This is a genomic window from Enterobacter sp. TCD1-1, assembly GCF_020567405.1.
In the GTDB taxonomy this organism is placed as follows: domain Bacteria; phylum Pseudomonadota; class Gammaproteobacteria; order Enterobacterales; family Enterobacteriaceae; genus Enterobacter; species Enterobacter quasiroggenkampii.
Window position 1 is genome coordinate 46,290 of record NZ_JAJCXF010000003.1, and the last position, 23,355, is coordinate 69,644.

Annotated in this window: 20 protein-coding genes; 10 read left to right on the top strand and 10 right to left on the bottom strand. The window is 57.9% G+C overall.

From position 1 onward, the window contains the following. Nucleotides 1-62 precede the first annotated feature (62 nt). On the top strand, nt 63-1,343 hold the full coding sequence (hemL, locus tag LJA86_RS15185) for a glutamate-1-semialdehyde 2,1-aminomutase (RefSeq protein WP_229226367.1): 1,281 nt from the start codon (nt 63-65) through the stop codon (nt 1,341-1,343). A gap of 84 nt (nt 1,344-1,427) precedes the next feature. Here the strand turns inward: hemL and fhuB are convergent, their stop codons facing one another. The 6 genes from fhuB to hrpB all read right to left on the bottom strand — a co-directional run bounded on the left by fhuB (nt 1,428) and on the right by hrpB (nt 12,687). Then, nucleotides 1,428-3,410 (bottom strand): Fe(3+)-hydroxamate ABC transporter permease FhuB, encoded by a 1,983-nt coding sequence (fhuB, locus tag LJA86_RS15190; RefSeq protein ID WP_229226368.1) that lies wholly within the window; start codon nt 3,408-3,410, stop codon nt 1,428-1,430. Then, nucleotides 3,407-4,297, bottom strand: coding sequence for a Fe(3+)-hydroxamate ABC transporter substrate-binding protein FhuD (fhuD, locus tag LJA86_RS15195; RefSeq protein WP_229226369.1), 891 nt, complete (start codon nt 4,295-4,297; stop codon nt 3,407-3,409). The genes fhuB and fhuD overlap by 4 nt, the downstream gene beginning before the upstream one ends. Continuing rightward, on the bottom strand, nt 4,297-5,094 hold the full coding sequence (gene fhuC / locus LJA86_RS15200) for a Fe3+-hydroxamate ABC transporter ATP-binding protein FhuC (RefSeq protein WP_048028464.1): 798 nt from the start codon (nt 5,092-5,094) through the stop codon (nt 4,297-4,299). Before fhuC ends, fhuD begins: the two co-directional genes overlap by 1 nt. 50 nt (nt 5,095-5,144) lie before the next feature. Next, nucleotides 5,145-7,355, bottom strand: coding sequence for a ferrichrome porin FhuA (gene fhuA / locus LJA86_RS15205; RefSeq protein ID WP_229226370.1), 2,211 nt, complete (start codon nt 7,353-7,355; stop codon nt 5,145-5,147). A 234-nt stretch (nt 7,356-7,589) separates the two neighbouring features. Continuing rightward, entirely contained in the window at nt 7,590-10,115 is a 2,526-nt protein-coding gene (gene mrcB, locus LJA86_RS15210; protein ID WP_045907821.1) for a bifunctional glycosyl transferase/transpeptidase, read from the bottom strand. Nucleotides 10,116-10,257: 142 nt separating this feature from the next. After that, entirely contained in the window at nt 10,258-12,687 is a 2,430-nt protein-coding gene (hrpB, locus tag LJA86_RS15215) for an ATP-dependent helicase HrpB (protein WP_196352399.1), read from the bottom strand. A 73-nt stretch (nt 12,688-12,760) separates the two neighbouring features. Here hrpB and thpR point away from each other — a divergent pair, with 73 nt between their 5' ends. The 9 genes from thpR to panD all read left to right on the top strand — a co-directional run bounded on the left by thpR (nt 12,761) and on the right by panD (nt 19,700). Further along, a complete protein-coding gene (thpR, locus tag LJA86_RS15220; RefSeq protein WP_229226371.1) occupies nt 12,761-13,315 on the top strand; it encodes an RNA 2',3'-cyclic phosphodiesterase in 555 nt (184 codons plus the stop codon). Then, a complete protein-coding gene (gene sfsA, locus LJA86_RS15225; RefSeq protein ID WP_023616320.1) occupies nt 13,305-14,009 on the top strand; it encodes a DNA/RNA nuclease SfsA in 705 nt (234 codons plus the stop codon). The genes thpR and sfsA overlap by 11 nt, the downstream gene beginning before the upstream one ends. A 176-nt stretch (nt 14,010-14,185) precedes the next feature. After that, complete coding sequence (dksA, locus tag LJA86_RS15230; RefSeq protein WP_001155232.1) at nt 14,186-14,641, top strand: RNA polymerase-binding protein DksA; 456 nt, start codon at nt 14,186-14,188, stop codon at nt 14,639-14,641. 59 nt (nt 14,642-14,700) lie between these two features. Then, on the top strand, nt 14,701-15,591 hold the full coding sequence (gluQRS, locus tag LJA86_RS15235; RefSeq protein ID WP_069720178.1) for a tRNA glutamyl-Q(34) synthetase GluQRS: 891 nt from the start codon (nt 14,701-14,703) through the stop codon (nt 15,589-15,591). A gap of 42 nt (nt 15,592-15,633) precedes the next feature. Beyond that, the gene (gene pcnB, locus LJA86_RS15240) at nt 15,634-17,031 is read left to right on the top strand and encodes a polynucleotide adenylyltransferase PcnB (RefSeq protein ID WP_080347332.1); all 1,398 of its coding nucleotides are present in this window, start codon (nt 15,634-15,636) and stop codon (nt 17,029-17,031) included. Beyond that, complete coding sequence (gene folK / locus LJA86_RS15245; protein ID WP_229226372.1) at nt 17,028-17,507, top strand: 2-amino-4-hydroxy-6-hydroxymethyldihydropteridine diphosphokinase; 480 nt, start codon at nt 17,028-17,030, stop codon at nt 17,505-17,507. The genes pcnB and folK overlap by 4 nt, the downstream gene beginning before the upstream one ends. Nucleotides 17,508-17,630: 123 nt before the next feature. Continuing rightward, nucleotides 17,631-18,422 (top strand): 3-methyl-2-oxobutanoate hydroxymethyltransferase, encoded by a 792-nt coding sequence (gene panB / locus LJA86_RS15250; protein WP_008501941.1) that lies wholly within the window; start codon nt 17,631-17,633, stop codon nt 18,420-18,422. A gap of 11 nt (nt 18,423-18,433) precedes the next feature. Further along, nucleotides 18,434-19,285, top strand: a complete 852-nt coding sequence (panC, locus tag LJA86_RS15255; RefSeq protein WP_229226373.1) for a pantoate--beta-alanine ligase — start codon at nt 18,434-18,436, stop codon at nt 19,283-19,285. Nucleotides 19,286-19,319: 34 nt separating this feature from the next. Further along, nucleotides 19,320-19,700, top strand: a complete 381-nt coding sequence (gene panD, locus LJA86_RS15260; protein ID WP_003856284.1) for an aspartate 1-decarboxylase — start codon at nt 19,320-19,322, stop codon at nt 19,698-19,700. Between the two features lie 3 nt (nt 19,701-19,703). Here panD and LJA86_RS15265 read toward each other — a convergent pair whose 3' ends face one another. The 4 genes from LJA86_RS15265 to LJA86_RS15280 all read right to left on the bottom strand — a co-directional run bounded on the left by LJA86_RS15265 (nt 19,704) and on the right by LJA86_RS15280 (nt 23,254). Next, a complete protein-coding gene (locus LJA86_RS15265) occupies nt 19,704-20,951 on the bottom strand; it encodes a polysaccharide deacetylase family protein (protein WP_229226374.1) in 1,248 nt (415 codons plus the stop codon). A 64-nt stretch (nt 20,952-21,015) separates the two neighbouring features. After that, complete coding sequence (locus tag LJA86_RS15270; RefSeq protein WP_229226375.1) at nt 21,016-21,456, bottom strand: PTS sugar transporter subunit IIA; 441 nt, start codon at nt 21,454-21,456, stop codon at nt 21,016-21,018. A 104-nt stretch (nt 21,457-21,560) separates the two neighbouring features. After that, nucleotides 21,561-22,331: an ABC transporter permease gene (locus LJA86_RS15275; protein WP_032675960.1), complete on the bottom strand. Its 771-nt coding sequence runs from the start codon at nt 22,329-22,331 to the stop codon at nt 21,561-21,563. Next, complete coding sequence (locus tag LJA86_RS15280; protein WP_008501946.1) at nt 22,328-23,254, bottom strand: ABC transporter ATP-binding protein; 927 nt, start codon at nt 23,252-23,254, stop codon at nt 22,328-22,330. The genes LJA86_RS15275 and LJA86_RS15280 overlap by 4 nt, the downstream gene beginning before the upstream one ends. Nucleotides 23,255-23,355 lie beyond the last annotated feature (101 nt).

A 23,355-nucleotide genomic window follows, 5' to 3' on the forward strand; every position in this document is an offset into this window, starting at 1 on the left:
ACCTTCCCCGAATCACTTAGAATAGTGGGCTTAATCATTTTATACGAACCAGGAACGACGCCATGAGCAAGTCTGAAAACCTCTACAGTGCAGCCCGCGAGCTTATTCCGGGTGGCGTGAACTCACCTGTGCGCGCCTTTACCGGCGTGGGCGGCACGCCGCTGTTTATCGAACGTGCTGACGGCGCGTATCTGTATGATGTCGATGGCAAAGCCTATATCGATTATGTCGGCTCCTGGGGCCCGATGGTGCTGGGGCACAACCACCCGGCCATTCGCAACGCGGTGATTGAAGCCGCTCAGCGCGGCCTGAGCTTCGGTGCGCCAACTGAAATGGAAGTGAAAATGGCGGAGCTGGTCACCGATCTGGTCCCGACCATGGACATGGTGCGCATGGTGAACTCCGGTACCGAAGCGACCATGAGTGCCATCCGCCTGGCGCGCGGCTTTACCGGTCGCGACAAGATTATCAAGTTTGAGGGTTGCTACCACGGTCATGCGGACTGCCTGCTGGTGAAAGCGGGTTCCGGCGCGCTAACGCTCGGCCAGCCAAACTCACCTGGCGTACCGGCTGACTTCGCGAAGCATACCCTGACCTGCACCTACAACGATCTGGACACCGTTCGCGCGGCGTTCGAGCAGTATCCGCAGGAGATCGCCTGCATCATCGTTGAGCCGGTTGCGGGCAACATGAACTGCATTCCACCGCAGCCTGATTTCCTGCCGGGCCTGCGTGCCCTGTGCGATGAATTCGGTGCGCTGCTGATCATCGATGAAGTGATGACCGGCTTCCGCGTAGCGCTGGCGGGCGCCCAGTCTTACTACGGCGTCGAGCCGGACCTGACCTGCCTGGGTAAAATCATCGGCGGCGGCATGCCGGTCGGCGCATTCGGTGGGCGTAAGGACGTCATGGAAGCGCTGGCACCCACCGGCCCGGTTTACCAGGCGGGCACGCTCTCCGGTAACCCTATCGCCATGGCGGCGGGCTTTGCCTGCCTGACCGAAGTGGCTCAGCCAGGCATCCACGAAACCCTGACCGACCGGACCACGCAACTGGCAAATGGCCTGCTGGAAGCGGCAGAGGAAGCCGGTATTCCGCTGGTGGTCAACCACGTGGGCGGCATGTTCGGGATCTTCTTCACCGAGGCGAAAACCGTGACCTGCTATCAGGACGTGGTGAAGTGCGACGTTGAACGCTTCAAGCGCTTCTTCCACCTGATGCTGGAAGAAGGCGTATACCTGGCACCGTCAGCGTTCGAAGCGGGCTTTATGTCCGTGGCGCACAGTGAAGAAGATATCAATAACACCATTGACGCGGCGCGTAAGGTGTTTGCGAAACTGTAAGGGCATTGCCGGGTGGCGCTAACGCTTACCCGGCCTACGGTGTTCTCCCTCTCCCCGTAGGAGATGGCATCAGGCCGCACCTGACTACCGACTCTGCTTTCTCAACAGATAAATAAAATACGGCGCACCGATAAAGGTCGACAGCAGACCCGCCGGGATCTGATACGGGAACAGCACCATTCTTCCGCACCAGTCCGCAAACACCAGCATCACCCCGCCCGTCAGGGCCGACATCACAATATGCGGCATCGTCCGGCGGAACCCCAGCATTCTGGCAATGTGCGGCGCCATTAGCCCCACAAAACTCAGCGGGCCAATCGTCATGGTCGCCGTCGCCGTCAGGCACGCAGCGAGCAGCAGCAACGCTATACGCGCTGGCGTCAGCGCCATTCCCACCGCGCGCGCGGTTTCCCCGCCGAGCGGCAGAATGGTCATCCAGCGACGGCACAGCGGCACCATCGCCAGCAGTACGATCATCACGATCCCGGACACAATCGCCTGGCAGCCGGTCGCGCCGTACGTTGAGCCGGATATCCAGGTCAAGATCTTCGCCATACGCGGATCGCCACTTGCCTGCAGCATCATCAGCAGCATCGTGAATGCGGTGCTGAGCGCCATCCCCGCCAGCAGCATACGGTGCGGTGAAAACCCGCCTCGACCAGCGGCAATCAGGATAATCATCAGCGTAACCGCCGCCCCGAGACTGCCGGCAGGCATCAGCCAGCCAAACGCATTGCCCGGCACGAAGAACAGCATCAGCACCACGCCAAAGGCAGCGCCAGAGCTGATCCCGAGCACTTCTGGGCTCGCCATCGGGTTGCCGGTCAGACGCTGAATAATGCATCCTGCCACCGCCAGCATCACGCCTGCGATCAGCGCAGCGAGGATACGCGGCCAGCGCCACTGCAGCAGGGCGTTGAGTAAATCACCCGTTGCCCAGTGCCAGCCCGCGGCATCGCGTCCGAATGAGAGCGCCGCGAACGAGGCGATAATCAGCACCGCCAGCCCGATAAGGCTAAACCACAGTACCGACTGACGCTCAGTATGGACTTTATCGCCCGCATCCATCGCCGGTGCGCTCATGCTGCGCAGGCGCGGAAGCAGCCACAGGAGCAGCGGCGCCCCGATCAGCGCGGTGACCGAGCCGGTGGAGACTTCACGCCAGACCTGCGCCAGCCAGAGAATAAGCTGATCGGAAAGCCAGAGGATCAGCGCCCCAATCAGCGGCGCCAGCATCAGACGCGCCAGCAAGCGACGCGCTCCGAGCATCTTCGCCAGCAGCGGGGCAAACAGGCCGATAAACCCGATGATGCCGACCGCGTTCACCAGCAGGGCGCTCAATACAATCGCCAGCGTCAGCGCCGCCAGGCGAGCCAGCGACAGCGCCAGCCCCAGGTTGCGCGCCACGCCATCATCCAGTCCCATCAGCGTCAGAGGACGCAGGAGCAGCAGCGTCAGCACAACACCGCCAGCCAGCTGCGGCCACAGGCGCTGCACCACGCTCCAGTCGGTTTGGGTCAGCGTTCCGGTACTCCACATGAACATGCTTTGCAGCTGATCGTGGTGGAACAGAACCAGCAGCTGGTTGATCGCCCCACAGTACAGGCTGACCACCAGCCCGGCCAGAATCAGCGTCACCGGGGAAAGGCGTTTACCCCAGGCCACGCCAAAGACCAGCGCGCCCACCGCACACGCTCCGGCAAGTGCCGCAAACTGCGAGGCTAACGCCCCCGGCAGCGTCCACAGCGTGGTGATGGTGATCCCTAGCTGGGCGCCTGTCGCGACACCGAGTGTGGTGGGTTCCGCCAGCGGGTTACGTAAAACCTGCTGGAACAGCACCCCCACCAGCCCTAAACCGGCACCAACCAGCAGGGAGACTGCCAGACGCGGCAGCAGGCTGTAGTGGAACAGCATCTGCTGAATATTGTCGATATCCGGCGAGGCCAGCGCGGCACCCCACTGCGCGCGCGGTAATGCGGCCGAGAGGTTAAACCCGGTTAACGCCAGCGCGGCAAGGAAAATCAGCACCAGCAGAAGCGCCGGGAAGCGGGCAATCCGTGAACTCATGCTTTACCTCCCAGCGCGTTATCCAGCACGCGGGCAAAATGCATGGCCGAGAGCGTCGCGCCGTAGAACCAGACCGCCGGAGCGCGCTGGAAGCGTTGCTCACGGACAAACGGCATCGCCTTCCAGAGCGGCGTCGCCATCAGGGTTTGCATGGCGCGCTCGTTGCCGTGATCGAAGCACAGCACATCCACGTCGCGAAACGCCGCGAGACGATCGATACCCACAGCGGTACTGCCCCAGAACGTCATCTCCCCTTCCCAGGCATTACGAATACCAAAACTGTCGAGGACTTCCTGGAACAGGCAGTTTTTACCAAAAACCAGCATATGGCGGGCATCCAGCAGCGTCACCATCAGCAGCGGACGATCGCCACGGTGAGCAAAACGCGGCTTCAGAGCGTCAATCAGGGCATCGAATTCGTCGAGATGTTTTTTAGCCTCCGCTTCCCGGTTGAGGAAATGCGCCATCTCGTTAACCGACTTTTTCGCCATCGCCAGCGGTTTTTTACCGTCGCTGAAAGCGAATCCACGTCCGGGCGCAATGCGCGCCATGGTCTCTTCTGACGGACCGTAGCCCGCGGACCAGAACAGGAACGACGGTTTCATCTGGGTGAGCAGCTCGAGGTTTGGCTCCGTCCGCAGGCCGACGTCGATTACCGAGTCCGGCAGCTTCGGCTCGTTCACCCAGAGGTTATAGTTAGGAATGTCCGCCACGCCGTAGGGCGTGACGCCGAGCGCCATCATCAGCTCGACCGGCAGCCACTCCAGCGCCACTATGCGGTGCGGATCGACGGCGGCGGCACGCGCCGTATTCATTTTTAACAGCAGCGGTGAGAGGGCCATCGCCGTCAGCAGGCGACGGCGGCTAATGCGCATGTTGTCGAGCATCAGTAGACGAAGCTCACCGGTGCAGCCCCGGCCGGGTGAGGCAGAATACCCATCGGAATACCATAAATATGTTCCAGCGTTTCGCTGCACATCAGCTCGGACGGCGTTCCCTGCGCAATCATTTCGCCGCCGCGCAGCGCAACAAGGTAGTCGCAATAGCGCGCCGCCATGTTGATGTCATGCAGCACCGCAATCACCGTCAGACCGCGCTGCTGGCTTAAGCGGTGCACCAGCGCCAGGACATCGACCTGATGGGCGATATCGAGCGCGGAGGTGGGTTCATCAAGGAGCAGGCAGCGGCTGTCCTGGGCCACCAGCATCGCAATCCACGCGCGCTGGCGTTCACCGCCGGACAGGCTATCCACCAGACGGTGCGCCAGCGGCTTTAGCCCGACCAGCGCAATCGCCTCCTCCACTTTCTCTCTGTCGGCCACGCCGAAGCGTCCAAGCGCGCCATGCCACGGATAACGCCCAATCGCCACCAGCTCTCGCACCGTCATCCCCTCCGCCTGCGGCAGCTGCTGCGGCAGATACGCCACTTTGCGGGCAAACGCTTTGCTGCTCCAGCTCTCGAGCGGTTGGTCATCCAGCAGGATGTCGCCTTCTGACGGCGGCTGATGGCGTCCCAGCATCTTAAGCAGCGTGGACTTACCGGAACCGTTGTGACCAATCAGGCCAGTGACTTTACCTGCGGGGAACGTCAAAGAGAGCGGATGCAGCAAGGTGCGCCCGGGTACGCGAAAGGAGAGATGGTTGAGCGTAAAGGTGGTGTCGGGTTGCGTTTGATTATCCTGCATTTCAGCCAACTTAAATAAAAAGGGCACGGCGAACCGTGCCCGGACAGAGATTAGAAGCGGAAGATCGCCGTGGCAACAACCTGACGTCCTGCGCCCCAGTAGCATGCATATTCGCTGTAGCAGCTGGAGACGTATTCACGATCGAAGATGTTGTTCACGTTGACGCCGACGGATGAGCCCGGCAGTCCAAAGCGTGCCAGGTCGTATTTCACGGTCGCGTCAGCCAGTGCGTAGCCCGCGACGTTGAACGACTGGTAGGCTTTTGGCGACGAGGCAGAGTAGTAGGACACGGTGTTACCGATGTAACGGGTGCCTGCCCCTACCGTCAGACCGCTCAACGCCGTCTCGTGGAAGGTGTAATCTGCCCACAGAGACGCCATGTTACGCGGCACTTCCGCCGGACGACGGCCTTCATACCAGGTATCGTGCGTGTATTCCGCATCAGTAAAGCTATAGGAAGCCGTCACGTTCACGTTGGCAGATACTGCCGCTTTCGCTTCCAGTTCGAAACCGCGAGAGCGAATTTCACCGCCCTGTACGCTAAAGCCGCTGGTCGGGTTCGCCGGATCGGCCGTCAGGTTGTTGTTTTTGGTCAGCTGATACACCGCAGCGGTGACCACCACAGGCAGATCTTTCGGTACATACTTCACGCCCGCTTCATACTGCTTGCCGCGAGCCGGATCGAACGGTTTGCCGCCCTGGGTTGCGCCGGAAATAGGCTCGAAGGATTCGCTATAGCTGAAGTACGGCGTAATACCGTTATCAAACAGGTAGTTGATCCCGCCGCGCCAGGTGAATGCCCGATCGTTGATTTCAGCCGTCGTGTTGGAGGAACGCGTCAGTGTGGACGTTTTGGCAAAATCATAGCGTCCACCCAGGGTCAGTACCCACTTATCCCACTCAGCCTGATCCTGCGCGTACAGGCCCGTTTGCTCCTGACGATTGAGCACGGCATACGGGAAGTTCACGTTGATATTGGCATTGTTGTGCTGCGGATCCGTCATGCTGATAGGGTCAGCGCTGCCGTAATCTGCATCAATATCGTTACGCATGCGCAGGTAATCGACGCCCGTTAACAGGGTATGATCCACTGCACCGGTCGCAAATTTGGACTGCAGCTGGGTATCGACCGTGAACGAGTTGAGGTTTTCATCAGAGCGCACGTACGCGCGGCTGATCTGAGCCGGTGCAATATAGCCGTTACCGTAAACGGAACGGTAAAGCGTATTGATTTTGGTGTAGCGCAGGTTTTGACGCACGGTAAAGGTGTCATCAAACTGATGCGAGAAGCTGTAGCCCACCATTTTCTGGCGGCGGGAGATCTTGTTGTCTTCGTCACCTTCGTTGAAATCGGTCGGCAGCTTATGCGCGTTGCCGTTGGCGTCGTAGTAAGGCACAACGGTACCTTCCCGCGGCAGCCAGCCGTAATAGCCTGCATCCGGATCGCTCTGGAAGTTGCTCAGGAAAGTAAAATCGGTTTTATCGTCAGGACGCCAGCTGAAAGCAGGTGCAATAGCGTAGCGGGAAGATTTCACCATCTCCTGCTGCGCATTTTCGCTGCGCCCCAGACCGGTCAGACGGTATGACCACACGCCGTCATCATCAATCGCATCGCTGAAATCAAACCCTGTCTGCCACAGATTATCGGTACCCATTTTGAACTGAATTTCTTTCAGTGGCTCGGTGGTTGGCCGCTTGCTGACCATGCTGACCACGCCACCCGGGTGGCTTTTACCGTACAGAACGGACGTAGGGCCGCGCAGCAGCTCGACGCGCTCAAGGAAATACGGATCCATGGACGCTTCAGAATAGTTATCTCCCTGCAGCTTCATCCCGTCCAGATACTGGTTGGTATTCACGGTACTGGAGGTGGTGAACCCACGGATAGAAACAACATCATACGTTGTTGACGCACCGCGTGTTGCGAACACGCTCGGCGTATAGGCCAGCGCCTGTTTAACCGTCCCCGGCTGCTTCATGTCCATCTCTTCACGGGTGACGACAGAAATAGACTGCGGGGTTTTCTCAATCGGGGTATCGGTCTTGGTCGCGGTGGCGGTGCGTTTGGCCGCAATCGTGGGTGCCGGTCCCCAGGCACTTTCCTGTGCCGCAGGTGCTGCGGTTACCGTGATGGTTTCTTCTTTTTTCGGGGTTTCTGCCGCATGAGCATACGCGGACACGCCGGCAACCGCTGTGGCGACGACGACCGCGAGTTTACGCAGCGACGTGTTCATTGGCTGAGCAGTATTGGAAAGCGCCATGATGTTTCTCTGATGGAAAAGTGAATGATAACGTAAACGAGAATTATTATTATGAGCGCCAGAATAATATGCGAAACGCGGGTTGCATAGCAAGCAGTAAGCGGCCCTACGAGAATTAAGGGTATAAGAAATAGACAAGAGAAAACGAAGGGTTAATCAGAGTTAAAGTGAGGGTTAACGAAATGAGGTTTACGGGTAAAAAAAGCCCCCTTCCGGGGAAGAGGGCTTTAAAAGTTAGTTACCGCCAAACATGTCCTTAATCCAGCCGGCTACGCCATCGCTGTCTTTCTTCTCATTCTGCTGCTGCGGCTGTTGCTGCTGCGGCTGCTGTGGCTGAGAAGACTGATCGAACGGGTTGCCGGTCGGCTGTTCAGGCTGGCTCTGCTGGCACAGGGAATCCGGGTTGGTTGTCCAGACCGGCAGAGTACGCATTCCGCCGCCGCAGACGAAGTTACCGGAGCTGTCCACGCCCATATCGACGATATCTTCCGGCGCGACAAGGTTCAGCGGCACCGGTGACTGATTCGCCAGATAGCGCTGGTAAATCGACATCGCCCCGCTCGCCCCGTACAGCTTGGTCGGCTGGTTGTTGTCGCGTCCTACCCAGGTAATGACCACTTCACGGCCATCGATACCGGCAAACCAGGTATCAACGTTGTTGTTGGTGGTCCCGGTCTTACCTGCCAGATGCAGGCCCGGATACTTCGCACCCAGTTGACGACCCGTACCACGCTGCACCACCTGCTGCATCGTCCACAGCGTCATGTAGGCCGCCTGAGCAGGAACGGCACGCTCCGCCTGCGGGAAGCTCTGATACAGCACAGAGCCATCCTCGGCAATCACCGAACGCAGGGCGGACAGCGGCGCGCGGTTACCGCCGCTGGCGATGGTCTGGAACGCCTGCGCCACTTCGATCGGCGTCAGGTTAAGCGCCCCGAGGATCATCGCCGGCACCGGGTGCAGCTGATCTTTCGCCACGCCCAGCTTCTGCCAGGTATCGACAATGGCCGGCAGGCCCAGCGACATGCCCAGGTTTACCGTCGGCACGTTCATGGAGCGCGTCAACGCATCTACCAGCATCACCTGACCGCTGAACTGCTTATCGTCGTTCTGCGGTGACCACACCTGGCCGTTAGGCTGGCGCAGGGAGATAGGCGCATCCGCAATCCAGGTATTCAGACGATACTGGTTTGGCTGACTCAGGGCAGTGAGATAGGTCGCCGGTTTTGCCAGAGAACCGATCGAGCGACGCGCCTGCATGGCACGGTTGTAGCCTGCAAACTGCGGCTCGGCACCGCCCACCATCGCACGAACTTCGCCGGAGTTGCGGTCAACCACCACCATCGCGGTTTCAAGATCGGAGAGCTTACGCTGTTTCTTCAGCGCCGGAATACCTTCCACCGCCGCTTTTTCTGCCGCATCCTGCGCCACGGAGTCAAAGGTGGTGAAGATCTTCACGCCGGAGAGATCTTTGACCTTATCGCCAAGCTTGCTTTGCAGCTCCTGACGCACCAGCTGCATAAACGCAGGCTGAGGCGAGATCACCCCACCGCGCGGCTGAACGCCAAGCGGACGTGCGCTCAGCATGTCGTACAGCTCCTGGTCGATCACCTGCTGTTGTTGCAGCAGACGCAGCACCAGGTTACGACGCTCCAGCGCCAGTTTCGGGTTACGCCACGGGTTATAAATGGACGCCCCTTTCACCATACCCACCAGCAGCGCCTGCTGGTCCAGGCTCAGCTCTTCCACCGGACGACCAAAGTAGTACAGACTCGCCAGCGGGAAGCCGCGGATTTCGTTATCGCCGCTCTGACCGAGGTACACCTCGTTCATGTAAAGCTCAAGGATACGATCCTTGCTGTAGCGCGCGTCCATCAGCACGGCCATGTAGGCTTCGTTCGCTTTACGCCAGTAAGATCGTTCGCTGGAGAGGAAGAGGTTCTTCACCAGCTGCTGAGTCAGCGTACTCGCTCCCTGCACGGTACGACCGGCAGTCAGGTTCGCCAGTACCGCACGACCAATCGAGTAGAGGCTGATGCCGTCGTGCTCGTAGAAGTGACGGTCTTCGGTCGCCAGCAGCGTATCGACCAGCAGATCCGGGAAGCCGTTACGCGCCACGAACAGACGCTGCTCGCCGTTTGCCGACGAGAGCATGGTGATCAGACGCGGATCGAGACGGAAGAAACCGAACTGGCGGTTGTTATCCATGTTCTCGATGGTATCCAGACGATCCCCGTCAAAGGTCAGACGCGCGCGCACCTGACCCTCTTTGCTGTCCGGGAAATCAAACGGACGACGGATCATCTCAATGCTGTTCGCCTGCACGGTAAATTCGCCAGGGCGCGTCATTTTTGACACCTGACGATACTGGGTGGCTTCCAGCAGTTTTACCATTTCGTTTTTCGTGATGGACATATCTGGCTCAAGGTTCACCATTCGGCCATACACTGCCGCAGGTAACTGCCAGACTTTACCGTCGATACGGCTGCGGATCTTCTGATCCAGATACACGCCGTAAATTGCCATCAGCACAACAAAAACAATAAAGAGCTTCAGCAGCAGCCAGAACCAGCCGCGTTTGCCCCGAGGCTTGCGCCCTTTGCCTTTCCCTTTACGCGGCATCGGTTCTTCATCCTCATCATCGTCTTCATAGTCATCGTCATAGTCCTCATCTCTGAGGCGACGACGGCTTACTTTTTCTTTCGCCGGACGCGTTGGTTTTCCCTTACGTCCTATTGGCTCGCGGTCATTCCCCGCCATGCTTTTTCTCCGCAACTTTCAGGCGCAAAGGCCAGATTTTCTTTTCTTTCACAGGCCTGTGAAAGAAGAAATCTCTCAAAATTAGTTCTCCCTCTCCTTGTGGGAGAGGGCCAGGGTGAGGGCATCAGGCCGCACATCCCTTTCAGGAATACTTCTTCGTCCGCTTCGTCGGCGCCGTATTCGCCGGATCGTCCGGCCAGACGTGTTTGGGGTACCGCCCCTTCATCTCTTTCTGCACGTCACGGTAGCTCCCCGCCCAGAACGCCCCTAAATCTCGGGTGATCTGCAAGGGGCGATGCGCAGGCGACAGCAGTTCAAGCACCAACGGCACGCGCCCTTCAGCGATAGACGGCGTGGTTGCTTCACCAAACATCTCCTGCATCCGAACCGCCAGCGCCGGCGGATTATCCTCATGATAACGGATGGCAATCCGGCTTCCGGTCGGCACAGTGTAATGCCCTGGCAGTTCACTATCCAGACGTTGACGCAATGACCAGTCCAGTAAATTCTGTAACGCAGTCTTAACATCAAGCGCCTTAAGGGCGCGCAGAGAGTGCACGCCGCTCATCTGCGGCAGTAGCCAGCGTTCAAGCGTAGCCAGCAGCGTCTCGTCATCCACCGCTGGCCAGCCATGCTCCGGTAGCCACTTTGCGGCGCAGAGCAGGCGAATGCGATACTGTTCCGCTTCCGGCGTCCAGTTCAGCACGCTCAGCCCTTTTTCCCGAATGCCGTTCAGCATAGCCTGATGGAGATCGTCTTCCGACGGCTTCGCCAGCGGCTTCGTCCCGAGCGTCAGTTTCCCAATCTGGCTACGACGAAACGCCTTCAGCGTGCCCTGCGCATCATCCCACTCGACGATGTCCGATTGCTTAAGCAACTGCGGACAGCTACGGGTCAGGGCGTCAATATCGACGGCAATCGCCTGCAGGATACGCGCGTCGGGGGAGTTGCTCCCCTGCAGCAGGAGCGGCGCAATCAGCCACTCATGACGCGTCAGGGCGTCATCGCTGTCCAGCATCGCCCCCATGCCGTTTGCCAGCTGATAGCGGCCGTCCAGCCCGCGCCGACGCGCAATCCTGTCCGGAAACGCCTGCGCTAACAGCCGGGAAATCCTCTCGCTGTCTGGCACGCCGCCGCGGCTGTTAAGCCGTTTGCACAGTTGCTGCGCCCGCTGCTGCCAGTTCCCCTGATTGCGTGAAAACGCCTGCCCCAGATCGCTGCTGCCTCCGCGCGGCGGCTCCTCAAGGATAGCCGCCAGTTTAGCCGCCGTGGCAATTTCATCGTCCCCTTGCGCGGCCACCAGCATCGCGGCCAGACGCGGATCGTTGCCCAGCGCCGCCATTTTCTGGCCGCGTACCGTCAGACGTTCGCCCTCCAGCGCGCCAAGCTCAGTTAACAGACTGCGCGCAGCGGTGAGGTTAACGACAGGAGGAGAATCAAGCCAGGTAAGCTGTCCAGGATCCGGACAGCCCCACTGCAGCAGATCCATCACCAGGCCCGACAAATCACTTTGTAAAATTTCCGGCGTGCTTTGCTGCGCCGCGCGTTCAGCCTGCTCTGCGCTGGTCAAATGCAGGCAGATCCCCGGCTCAAGACGCCCCGCACGGCCCGCGCGCTGCACCATTGACGCCTGGCTGATGCGCTGCGTCAGGAGTTTCGTCAGCCCGGTACGCGGATCAAAGCTTGCCACCCTCTCCTGCGCGCTATCCACCACCAGGCGAATACCTTCGATGGTCAAACTGGTTTCAGCGATGTTGGTTGCCAGCACCACCTTGCGCTGCCCCACCGGGGCTGGAAGGATAGCTTTACGCTGCTCCTGTAGCGACAGCGCGCCGTAGAGCGGGCACAGCAGTACATCACCGCCTACGCGAGAGGAAAGCTGCTCCTGCACGCGCTGGATCTCACCGACACCCGGCAAAAACAGCAGCAGGGAACCGGGCTCCTGGCGCAGCAGTTCAGCGGTGGCAATGGCGACCGCCTCGTCAAAACGCAGGTGGGAGGGAAGCGGTTGATAGCGGCGTTCAACAGGAAACGCCCGCCCTTCAGAGCTGATGACCGGCGCATCAGGTAGCGCCTGCCGTAGCCGCACATTGTCCAGCGTCGCCGACATTATCAGCAGCCGGAGATCGTCACGCAGTCCCTGCTGAACGTCCAGCAACAGCGCAAGGGCCAGATCCGCCTGCAGGCTGCGCTCGTGGAATTCATCCAGGATCACCAGCCCGATGCCGGTCAGCTCCGGATCGTTTTGCAGCATGCGGGTGAGAATCCCCTCGGTAACCACCTCAAGGCGCGTGGTCGGGCCCACGCAGGTCTCAGCGCGCATCCTGTAACCTACCGTTTCGCCGGGTTTTTCATTCAGCAGTTCCGCCAGGCGCTGCGCCACGTTGCGCGCGGCCAGTCTGCGCGGCTCCAGCAGGATAATTTTCCCGCTGATGTTCCCGTCTTTCAGAATTTGCAGCGGCAGCCAGGTGGACTTACCCGCCCCCGTCGGGGCATTCAGCAAAACCTGCGGGGCATGGCGTAAGGCAGCGAGAAGGTCAGGAAGAACAACGGCGACCGGCAATGAGGACACTAACAGCTCCAGAGGGTTAACATTAGTCGGCGTACATTGTAGCATCGGCGCATATCATTACCGAGTCCTCCGTATGCCTGAGTCGAAACGGCTGTTTTTTGCCATTGAATTGCCCACAACACTACAGCGTCAAATTGTTCGCTGGCGCGCCGATCGCTTCCCGCCGGAAGCCGGTCGCCCGGTCGCGGCGGCTAACCTGCACCTGACGCTGGCCTTTTTGGGCGACGTCAGTGCCGAAAAACAGCGGGCGTTAGCCGCAATGGCCGGGCGTATTACCCAGCCGGAATTTACGCTACACCTCGACGACGCGGGTCAGTGGCTGCGTTCGCGCGTGGTCTGGCTGGGGACGCGCCAGCCTCCGCGCGGATTATTACAGCTGGCGAACATGCTGCGCGCGCAGGCGGCGCGCAGCGGCTGTTATCAAAGCCCGCAGCCGTTTCATCCGCACATTACCCTGCTGCGCGATGCCGGTCAGGCCGTTGCCATCCCGGCACCAGGTTTTCACTGGGCCTTTCCGGTCAACACATTCGCGCTTTATGAATCCGTCTTTGCACAGGGACGCACCCGCTATACGCCGCTACAGCGCTGGACGCTGGGCAACACCGAAAGGAAGTCTGATGAAGTTTAGTCCTCCCCTGCAGCACGCTACGCTTGTCCAACGCTACAAACGCTTCCTCGCCGATGTGATCACGCCTGAAGGCGAACCGCTCACCCTGCACTGCCCCAATACCGGTGCCATGACGGGATGCGCGACGCCGGGTGACAGGGTCTGGTATTCCACATCAGAAAATACTAAACGCAAATATGCCCATACCTGGGAAATGACCGAAACCCAGAACGGGGCATTTATTTGCGTTAATACCCTGCGCGCCAATCAACTGGTTAAGGAAGCGCTGACCCATGGCGTAATTCCCGAACTGGTCGGTTATGGCACCCATAAAAGCGAAGTGAAATATGGCGATGAAGGCAGCAGAATTGACTTCATGTTACAGGCGGAAGACAGGCCGGAGTGCTATATTGAAGTGAAATCAGTGACGTTAGCGGAACAGGAAAATGGCTACTTCCCGGATGCGGTAACGCTACGTGGCCAGAAGCATCTGCGAGAGCTAATGAGTGTTGCGGCGGCGGGCAAACGCGCCGTATTGCTGTTTGCAGTGTTGCATTCAGCCATTGAACGTTTCTCCCCTGCCCGCCATATTGATCCTAAATACGCGCAATTGTTGAATGAGGCACAAAAGCAGGGGGTAGAGGTTTTCGCTTATAAAGCGGAACTTTCTGCCGATAATATGACTCTGAGATCCTCTCTTCCCATTGTCTTATAAGGGATTAGACGATTGACGATTAAGTGTTCTGGCCGCGTGCGCAAATACGCTTTTCCTCACAGGCTTGTCAAGTGTTACGTTTAGATAATTGCCATACGGAAAAGCATCTGCTATTTATAGCGACCTGATTTTTCCCCCAACACGGGGATCGATAGTGCGTGTTAAGGAGAAGCAACATGCAAGAAGGGCAAAACCGTAAAACATCGTCCCTGAGTATTCTCGCCATCGCTGGGGTGGAGCCGTATCAAGAGAAACCGGGCGAAGAGTATATGAACGAAGCCCAGCTGTCGCACTTCAAGCGTATTCTTGAAGCATGGCGTAATCAACTCAGGGATGAAGTCGATCGCACCGTTACTCATATGCAGGATGAAGCTGCTAACTTCCCGGACCCGGTAGACCGTGCCGCTCAGGAAGAAGAGTTCAGCCTCGAACTGCGTAACCGTGACCGCGAACGCAAACTGATCAAAAAGATCGAGAAAACGCTGAAAAAAGTCGAAGACGAAGATTTTGGCTACTGCGAATCCTGCGGTGTTGAAATTGGCATTCGTCGCCTGGAAGCGCGTCCAACCGCCGATCTGTGCATCGACTGCAAAACGCTGGCCGAAATCCGCGAAAAACAGATGGCCGGTTAATACCAGCGCTGTTTACACACTCCAAAGGCGGGAGTCTCTCCCGCCTTGTTACTGTTGATATGTCTGAATCACACTATATTGGGCGCTTCGCGCCATCTCCTTCCGGTGAATTACACTTCGGCTCATTAATTGCCGCGCTCGGCAGCTACCTGCAGGCTCGCGCCCGCCAGGGAAAATGGCTCGTCCGCATCGAAGATATTGACCCTCCGCGTGAAGTTCCCGGTGCAGCAGAGACCATTCTGCGTCAGCTGGAACATTACGGTCTTCACTGGGATGACGAGGTTCTCTGGCAGTCAAAGCGTCACGAGGCCTATCGGGAACGTCTGGCCTGGCTTCGCGCTCAGGGGCTTTCCTATAACTGCACCTGCACCCGCGCGCGTATCCAGAGCGCAGGTGGCGTCTATGACGGCCACTGCCGCACGCTGAACAACGGCCCTGAAAATGCCGCCGTGCGCATCAGACAGCACTCCCCGGTGATGCACTTTAACGATTTACTCTCCGGTGAAATTCATGCCGATGAACGTCTGGCGCGTGAGGATTTTATTATTCACCGTCGCGATGGCCTGTTCGCCTACAACCTGGCCGTGGTGGTGGACGATCATTTTCAGGGCGTGACGGAAATAGTGCGCGGGGCGGATCTGGTCGAGCCGACCGTGCGACAAATCTCGCTCTATCATCAGTTTGGCTGGACGGCGCCGGACTACATTCATCTGCCGCTGGCGGTTAATGCGCAGGGCTTAAAATTGTCAAAGCAGAACCACGCCCCGGCCCTGCCAGACGGCGATCCGCGTCCTGTTTTGATCGACGCGCTGCGATTTCTCAACCAGAATGTAACCAACGAATGGCAGGATCTGCGTATTGACGAACTGCTAAAAATGGCCATTGCTAACTGGACGCTCGCGGCAGTGCCAAAAATCCAGCATTCTCAAATGCGTTGCGCTGAGCTATGATTAGCCGCTTTTTTCATAACAAAACACACTACGAGGTGTACCATTTTTACCCGAGTCGCTAATTTTTGCCGTAAAGTGCTAAGCCGCGAAGAGAGCATGGCGAATGATGCTATTGCACAGCCACACATGTCGGTTATTCCGCGTGAGCAGCACACTATTTCCCGCAAAGATATCAGTGAAAATGCCCTCAAGGTGCTCTATCGTCTGAATAAAGCGGGCTACGAGGCCTATCTCGTGGGCGGTGGGGTGCGTGATTTACTGCTGGGCAAAAAACCCAAAGATTTCGACGTGACGACCAGCGCCACGCCTGAGCAGGTGCGCAAATTATTCCGTAACTGCCGTCTCGTTGGCCGCCGTTTCCGTCTGGCTCACGTAATGTTTGGGCCGGAAATCATCGAAGTGGCGACCTTCCGCGGTCATCACGAAGCGGGCGCGTCCGATCGCACGACGTCGCAGCGCGGCCAGAACGGTATGCTGCTGCGCGATAATATCTTCGGTTCCATCGAAGAAGATGCCCAGCGTCGCGACTTCACCATCAACAGCCTTTATTACAGCGTCGCGGATTTCACCGTGCGCGATTACGTCGGCGGCATGCAGGACCTGAAAGAAGGTCTGATCCGCCTGATTGGCACGCCGGAAACGCGCTACCGTGAAGATCCCGTGCGTATGCTGCGCGCCGTGCGTTTCGCCGCCAAGCTGAATATGCGCATCAGCCCGGAAACGGCAGAGCCAATCCCGCGTCTGGCGACGCTGATTAACGACGTGCCGCCTGCTCGCCTGTTTGAAGAAGCGCTGAAGCTGCTGCAGGCCGGCCACGGTTTTGAAACCTACAAACTTCTGCGCGAATACAACCTGTTCCAGCCGCTGTTCCCGACCATTACCCGCTACTTTACCGAAAACGGTGACAGCCCAATGGAGCGGATGATTGCGCAGGTGCTGAAAAATACCGATACCCGCATTCGCAACGACATGCGCGTGAACCCGGCGTTCCTCTTTGCCGCGATGTTCTGGTATCCGCTGCTGGAAACGGCACAGCGTATTACCCAGGAGAGCGGGCTCGCCTATTACGATGCGTTCGCGCTGGCCGCCAACGACGTGCTGGACGAAGGCTGCCGCACGCTCGCCATTCCGAAACGGATTACCACCCTGGTGCGCGACATCTGGCAGCTTCAGCTGCGCATGTCCCGTCGTCAGGGCAAACGCGCCTGGAAGCTGATGGAGCATCCTAAATTCCGCGCGGCCTTCGATCTCCTGTCGCTGCGCGCGGAAATTGAACGCAACCAGGAGCTGCAGCGTCTGGCGCAGTGGTGGGCTGAATTCCAGGTCTCCGCCCCGCCAGAGCAGAAAGATATGCTGACCGGGCTGGATGAAGAGCCGGAACCGCGTCGCCGTCATCGTCGCCCGCGCAAACGCGCGCCGCGTCGTGAAGGAACAGCATGACCCTCGCGTATATCGCCATCGGCAGCAATTTAGCCTCTCCGCTGGAGCAGGTGAAGGCTGCCGTACAGGCGCTGGGCGACATCCCACAGAGTCGGATCGTGGCGGTCTCCTCGTTCTACCGCACACCGCCGCTGGGGCCGCAGGATCAGCCAGACTACCTCAACGCCGCCGTGGTCCTTGAGACTGAACTGGGTCCCGAAGCGCTGCTGGACAATACCCAGCGTATTGAGCTTCAGCAGGGCCGCGTGCGCAAAGCCGAACGCTGGGGCCCCCGCACGCTCGACCTCGACATCATGCTGTTTGGCCATGAAGTGATCAATACCGACCGCCTTACCGTGCCGCATTACGACATGAAAAATCGCGGGTTTATGCTCTGGCCGCTGTTCGAAGTCGCCCCTTCTCTTACCTTCCCTGACGGGCTCTCGCTAAAGGCCGTTCTCAACAGTCTCGGTGCGGAAAAACCCGCTCGCTGGTAAAGCCGTTTTTTTATTGGTTAACCATAAAATATTTGTGGTTAATCGATTACCTAAAATCATTGTTCCCTCGAATGTTACTGTTAGAATGCGCAAAGATTCGCTTTTGGGCTATCAGGAAACAGTATGAAACCAACCACCATCTCCTTACTGCAGAAATGCAAACAGGAAAAAAAACGCTTCGCCACCATCACCGCGTATGACTACAGCTTCGCCAAACTGTTTGCCGAAGAGGGAATCAACGTCATGCTGGTCGGGGATTCGTTAGGGATGACGGTACAAGGACATGATTCCACCCTGCCGGTGACGGTTGAGGACATCGCTTACCATACCCGCGCCGTGCGCCGTGGCGCTCCAGCCTGTCTGCTGCTTTCCGATCTGCCGTTTATGGCCTATGCCACGCCGGAACAGGCATTCGAAAACGCGGCGGCAGTGATGCGTGCCGGTGCCAATATGGTCAAAATTGAAGGCGGCGCCTGGCTTGTGGATACGGTGAAGATGCTCACCGAGCGCGCCGTGCCGGTGTGCGGGCATTTAGGCCTGACGCCGCAGTCCGTGAATATCTTTGGCGGCTACAAGGTGCAGGGCCGCGGCGATGCCGCCCAGACGCTGCTGGATGATGCTCTGGCGCTGGAAGCCGCAGGTGCACAGCTGCTGGTGCTGGAGTGCGTGCCGGTTGAGCTGGCGAAACGCATTACCGACGCGCTGTCGATTCCGGTGATTGGTATTGGGGCAGGCAACGTGACCGACGGTCAGATCCTGGTGATGCACGATGCCTTCGGTATCACCGGCGGACACATCCCGAAATTTGCTAAAAATTTCCTCGCCGAAGCGGGCGACATGCGCGCTGCGGTCAGGCAGTATATTGCCGACGTTGAATCCGGTGTTTACCCGGGTGAAGAACACAGTTTCCATTAAGGAGTCTCGTTGTGCTAATCATTGAAACCCTGCCGCTGCTTCGCCAGCATATCCGCCGCGCGCGTCAGGAAGGTAAACGTATCGCACTGGTCCCGACCATGGGCAATCTGCATGACGGCCACATGAAGCTCGTCGACGAAGCCCGCGCGCGGGCAGATATCGTGGTGGTCAGTATCTTCGTGAACCCCATGCAGTTTGACCGCGCAGACGATCTGGCGCGCTACCCGCGCACCCTGCAGGAAGATTGCGAGAAGCTCAAAAAACGCCACGCGGATATCGTCTTCTCACCTGCACCGGCGGATGTTTACCCGCAGGGTACCGAAGAGGCAACCTACGTTGACGTCCCGGGCATTTCCACCATGCTCGAAGGCGCGAGCCGCCCGGGCCATTTCCGCGGCGTTTCCACCATCGTCAGCAAGCTGTTCAACCTGGTACAGCCGGACGTTGCCTGCTTTGGCGAGAAAGACTTCCAGCAGCTGGCGCTGATCCGCAAGATGGTTGCGGATATGGGTTACGATATCGAGATTGTCGGCGTACCGATTGTACGCGCCAAAGACGGGCTGGCACTCAGCTCGCGTAATGGCTACCTGACCGCCGAACAGCGTAAAATCGCGCCGGGTCTCAGCAAGGTCATGAACACCATGGCTGAGCAGATGCTGGCAAAAGAGTTAACAGCAGAAGAGATTATCGCCCTTGCCGCGCAGGCGCTTAACGATAAGGGGCTTCGTGCTGACGACGTACAAATTCGTGATGCTGATACGCTGCTGGAATTAACCCAGAACAGCAAGCGCGCAGTCATCCTGGTGGCGGCCTGGCTAGGTCAGGCGCGTCTGATCGACAATAAAGTGGTTGAGCTGGCGTAGTTCCTTTCACCCCTGATAATTATAGGTAAACGTAATGATTCGCAAAATGCTGCAAGGTAAGCTTCACCGTGTGAAAGTCACGCAGGCCGACCTGCACTATGAAGGCTCCTGCGCCATTGACCAGGATTTCCTTGATGCAGCAGGTATCCTCGAAAACGAAGCGATTGATATCTGGAACGTGAACAACGGTAAACGCTTCTCTACCTACGCGATTGCCGCCGAGCGCGGGTCCAAAATCATCTCCGTAAACGGCGCTGCGGCGCACTGCGCGGACGTGGGTGATATCGTGATCATCGCCAGCTTCGTGATGATGTCTGACGAAGAAGCGCGTCGCTGGCAGCCTAAAGTCGCCTACTTCGAAGGCGACAATGAAATGAAGCGCACCGCAAAGGCGATTCCGGTTCAGGTTGCCTGATATTTACCCCTGCGGCTGATTGCTGATCAGCCGCGACATCGTCTCCAGCGAATCCGTTCTTAAGATATACAGGCGCTTCAGCAAGAACGGATTATCCCCCGGCTTAACCTTCCCTCGCACCGTCGTCACCGCCAGATGGAACCCGGCGTCATTCGCAGCTTTAATCGCCTTATCGTCATAACCGCCGAAGGGATACGAGAGGTAAAGGACGTGCGGGTTGAACTGCGCCAGGTCCCGGCGCGAGCGCTTAAAATCAAACAAAATATTGTGATAGCTGCGGCTCAGTAAAATGGGCTGATGGTTGTCGTCGACGCGGTGCAGGAAGTGCGTGTGGGACTGATAGTCGAACACGTCATGCATCTGCTCCAGTTCCGACACGCTCATAAACTGCAGGAATTTTGGCGCCCATTTTTGCGGGTGGCGCTTGATGCGCGACGAGATGATGAACGCCGTCGCCTTAAAGCCATACTCTTTGAGGATCGGGTAAGCATAGCGGTTAACGGACTTCAGGCCATCGTCGAAAGTAATCACCACCGATTTCGCCGGCAGGTTCATCCTATTGCGCACATAGCCTTCCAGCTGATACAGGGTCAGGGTGGTATAGCCCTGATCGCGCAGCCAGGTCATCTGGTTGTTGAACGCACGCACGCTGGTGGTCGTGGAGGTATGGCGAAAACGGGTGTTCTCTTCGTCGCGCAAAATATGGTGGTAGGTAATGACCGGAATGCCGTTATCTTCCTGCGCGTCCAGGCTGCTGATCCAGGCCAGGCGGTTGCCGATGCGGATCTGGAACCAGGTCTGATTGAGGCGATCTTTGAGCTTGTTCAGGATCGGATAGCGAAGATTGGCGCTTAAGGTGCCGAAGGGTGCGCTACCGTTGTTCGGGGCGTTATAAACGGGCGTGTCTTTCCACGTTATCAGATTTTGATTGCTCAGCGGTTTATTCAAATCCCCCAGGCCATCCTCGACGCGCTGTTTGCCCTGTACCGGCTCCAGGTGCCCCTTGTCGATAAAGCCCGTGCCAAATCCGAAGCGAAATTCATAGTAGTCCGCCGCCGCAGGCACCACCGCGAGGATCTGCCCTGCCCGCACGTTGCCAACGTTAATGACGCTGTTGCCGACCTGCGCCCAAATCGCCGCATCTTCGGTGGTTTGCATATATTGAGCAGGCAGTCTTTGCTGACTTAATAAACTGGCAGAAGAAGTGCCGGAGACGAACATCAATAGCAGGAAAACAATACGCGTGAACATGAGGGTCTTATTCGAAGCGGAAATACTTATGCCATTGTAGCAAAAGCGACATCAATACCAATGTTTAATTCTTATACAGGTCATGAAGCAGGACAAAGGGGGGATTTTTTTGCTGCTGATGCCACAAGCTGCTGACACCCGGTGTACCCTGCGCGACGATAGCGTTACGGAACGCCGCGCTGGTTAATGTTTCGCGCTGGGGATACATCATTTCAAGCAATGGAAGGCTAATACCGGAGATCACCTCGCAGCCGTCGTGCTTATGGCTCATCAGAGCCGCAGCACGGTACGGCGCGGCGCCGGATTTATCAGTAAGAAAAATGACGCCCTCTCCGGTGTCGGTTTCATGCAGGGCATCGCACATCATCCGGCCAAGCATGTTGGTGCTCAAGCCGCGCCAGTAGTTGACGGCGCGACACTGTGGCAGTGGACCAAACCTGGCTTCCAGCTTCAGCAGCATTTCCTGCGCCCGTTCATCGTGGCAGGTGATAACCCATCCCAGCATAACTCTCTCCTTAGCAGGCAAGTAGTTTAGCGGAGTGAAGGTTAGCTTACGGTGATAACTGTCAAAGAAAATGCCCGGCAAACAGAATGTCGCCGGGCTGAGGGCTAGCTGCGCAGACCGCGTCCGCGCTGGATCAGGTACCAGCACAGCAGGTAGAAGACGATGATGAACACCGCCAGCACCGCCACCGTGGTAAACAGCGGCACATCAGTGATGCCGAGGAAGCCGAAGCGGAAGCCGCTGATCATGTAGACGATCGGGTTCAGGTGCGACAGCGCCTGCCAGAACGGCGGCAGCAGCGTCAGGGAGTAGAACACCCCGCCAAGATAGGTCAGCGGCGTCAGCACGAAGGTCGGGATCAGGCTGATGTCGTCAAACGTTTTGGCAAACACGGCGTTCAGCAAACCGGCCAGCGAGAAGAGGATTGCCGTCAGGAGCAGCGTCAGCGCGACGAACAGCCAGGAGTGCACCTGGAACGGGACAAAGAACAGCGAAATCGCCGTGACCAGGATCCCGACGCACAGCCCGCGCGCCACGCCACCGCCGACGTAACCGGCAATAATGACGTGCGTCGGTACCGGCGCGACCAGCAGCTCTTCAATATTGCGCTGGAACTTGGCGCTAAAGAACGATGACGCCACGTTGGCATAGGCGTTGGTGATCACCGCCATCATAATCAGGCCCGGCACGATAAACTGCATATAGGTAAAGCCGTGCATCTCACCAATCCGGGAACCAATCAGGTTACCGAAGATGATGAAATAGAGCGTCATCGTGATGACCGGCGGCACCAGGGTTTGCACCCAGATGCGCATAAAGCGGTTAATCTCTTTCGCCCAGATGCTTTTCAGCGCGACCCAGTAAAGATGCGTCATGCCTTGTCTCCTTGTTTATCCTGCACCAGAGAGACAAACAGCTCTTCCAGTCGGTTCGCTTTGTTACGCATACTTAAGACCTGAATACCCTGCGCGCTCAGCTGTGAAAACACGCTGTTGATGCCCTGCTCGCGCAGCACTTCCACTTCCAGCGTCGAGGTATCGACGAGGCGGTATTGATAACCTTCGAGCTTCGGCAGCGGGCTCTTTGCCGCCAGATCGAGAATAAAGGTTTCTGACTTCAGCTTGGAGAGCAGGTTCTTCATCGAGGTGTTTTCCACCAGCTCGCCGTGCTGAATGATGCCGATGTTGCGGCACAGCATTTCTGCCTCTTCCAGATAGTGGGTGGTCAGAATAATGGTGGTGCCTTTGTCGTTGAGGTCTTTCAGGAAGCCCCACATGGAGCGGCGCAGTTCAATATCGACACCCGCCGTCGGCTCATCAAGAATCAGCAGTTTTGGCTCGTGCATCAGCGCGCGGGCAATCATCAGACGGCGCTTCATCCCGCCGGATAGCATCCGGGCGCGTTCGTTACGCTTTTCCCACAGGTCGAGCTGCTTGAGGTATTTTTCGCTCCGCTCCAGGGCCTCTTTACGCTCAACGCCGTAATAACCCGCCTGGTTAACGACGATCTGCTGCACCGTCTCAAACGGATTGAAGTTGAACTCCTGCGGCACCAGACCCAGCTGACGCTTGGCGTTCACCACATCTTTTTGCAGGTCATAACCAAAGACGCTCACCCGGCCGGACGTTTTATTGACCAGCGAACTGATAATCCCAATGGTGGTCGATTTCCCCGCCCCGTTCGGCCCCAGAAGCGCGTAAAAATCACCGGCCTCTACTTTTAGATCTATTCCGCGCAGCGCCTGAACGCCGCCCGGATAGGTTTTTTTAAGCTGCTCAAGCTCCAGTGCAATTGCCATGAAATTAACTTACCTTCAGTTCTGACACACGTTGTGTGGTTTCATTAAAAGTCGGGTTACCCTATAGTAGCGCAACGCAATTACTCGGTTACAGGTCGCTA

Bases quoted from the DNA above. Each gene is read 5' to 3' on its own strand.
- thpR (WP_229226371.1), top strand. From the start codon at position 12,761: ATGCCTGAGTCGAAACGGCTGTTTTTTGCCATTGAATTGCCCACAACA.
- LJA86_RS15270 (WP_229226375.1), bottom strand. From the start codon at position 21,456: ATGCTGGGATGGGTTATCACCTGCCACGATGAACGGGCGCAGGAAATG.
- dksA (WP_001155232.1), top strand. From the start codon at position 14,186: ATGCAAGAAGGGCAAAACCGTAAAACATCGTCCCTGAGTATTCTCGCC.
- panD (WP_003856284.1), top strand. From the start codon at position 19,320: ATGATTCGCAAAATGCTGCAAGGTAAGCTTCACCGTGTGAAAGTCACG.
- gluQRS (WP_069720178.1), top strand. From the start codon at position 14,701: ATGTCTGAATCACACTATATTGGGCGCTTCGCGCCATCTCCTTCCGGT.
- fhuB (WP_229226368.1), bottom strand. From the start codon at position 3,410: ATGAGTTCACGGATTGCCCGCTTCCCGGCGCTTCTGCTGGTGCTGATT.
- LJA86_RS15265 (WP_229226374.1), bottom strand. From the start codon at position 20,951: ATGTTCACGCGTATTGTTTTCCTGCTATTGATGTTCGTCTCCGGCACT.
- sfsA (WP_023616320.1), top strand. From the start codon at position 13,305: ATGAAGTTTAGTCCTCCCCTGCAGCACGCTACGCTTGTCCAACGCTAC.
- fhuC (WP_048028464.1), bottom strand. From the start codon at position 5,094: ATGCAGGATAATCAAACGCAACCCGACACCACCTTTACGCTCAACCAT.
- LJA86_RS15280 (WP_008501946.1), bottom strand. From the start codon at position 23,254: ATGGCAATTGCACTGGAGCTTGAGCAGCTTAAAAAAACCTATCCGGGC.
- LJA86_RS15275 (WP_032675960.1), bottom strand. From the start codon at position 22,331: ATGACGCATCTTTACTGGGTCGCGCTGAAAAGCATCTGGGCGAAAGAG.
- fhuD (WP_229226369.1), bottom strand. From the start codon at position 4,297: ATGCTCGACAACATGCGCATTAGCCGCCGTCGCCTGCTGACGGCGATG.
- panB (WP_008501941.1), top strand. From the start codon at position 17,631: ATGAAACCAACCACCATCTCCTTACTGCAGAAATGCAAACAGGAAAAA.
- folK (WP_229226372.1), top strand. From the start codon at position 17,028: ATGACCCTCGCGTATATCGCCATCGGCAGCAATTTAGCCTCTCCGCTG.
- mrcB (WP_045907821.1), bottom strand. From the start codon at position 10,115: ATGGCGGGGAATGACCGCGAGCCAATAGGACGTAAGGGAAAACCAACG.
- hemL (WP_229226367.1), top strand. From the start codon at position 63: ATGAGCAAGTCTGAAAACCTCTACAGTGCAGCCCGCGAGCTTATTCCG.
- fhuA (WP_229226370.1), bottom strand. From the start codon at position 7,355: ATGGCGCTTTCCAATACTGCTCAGCCAATGAACACGTCGCTGCGTAAA.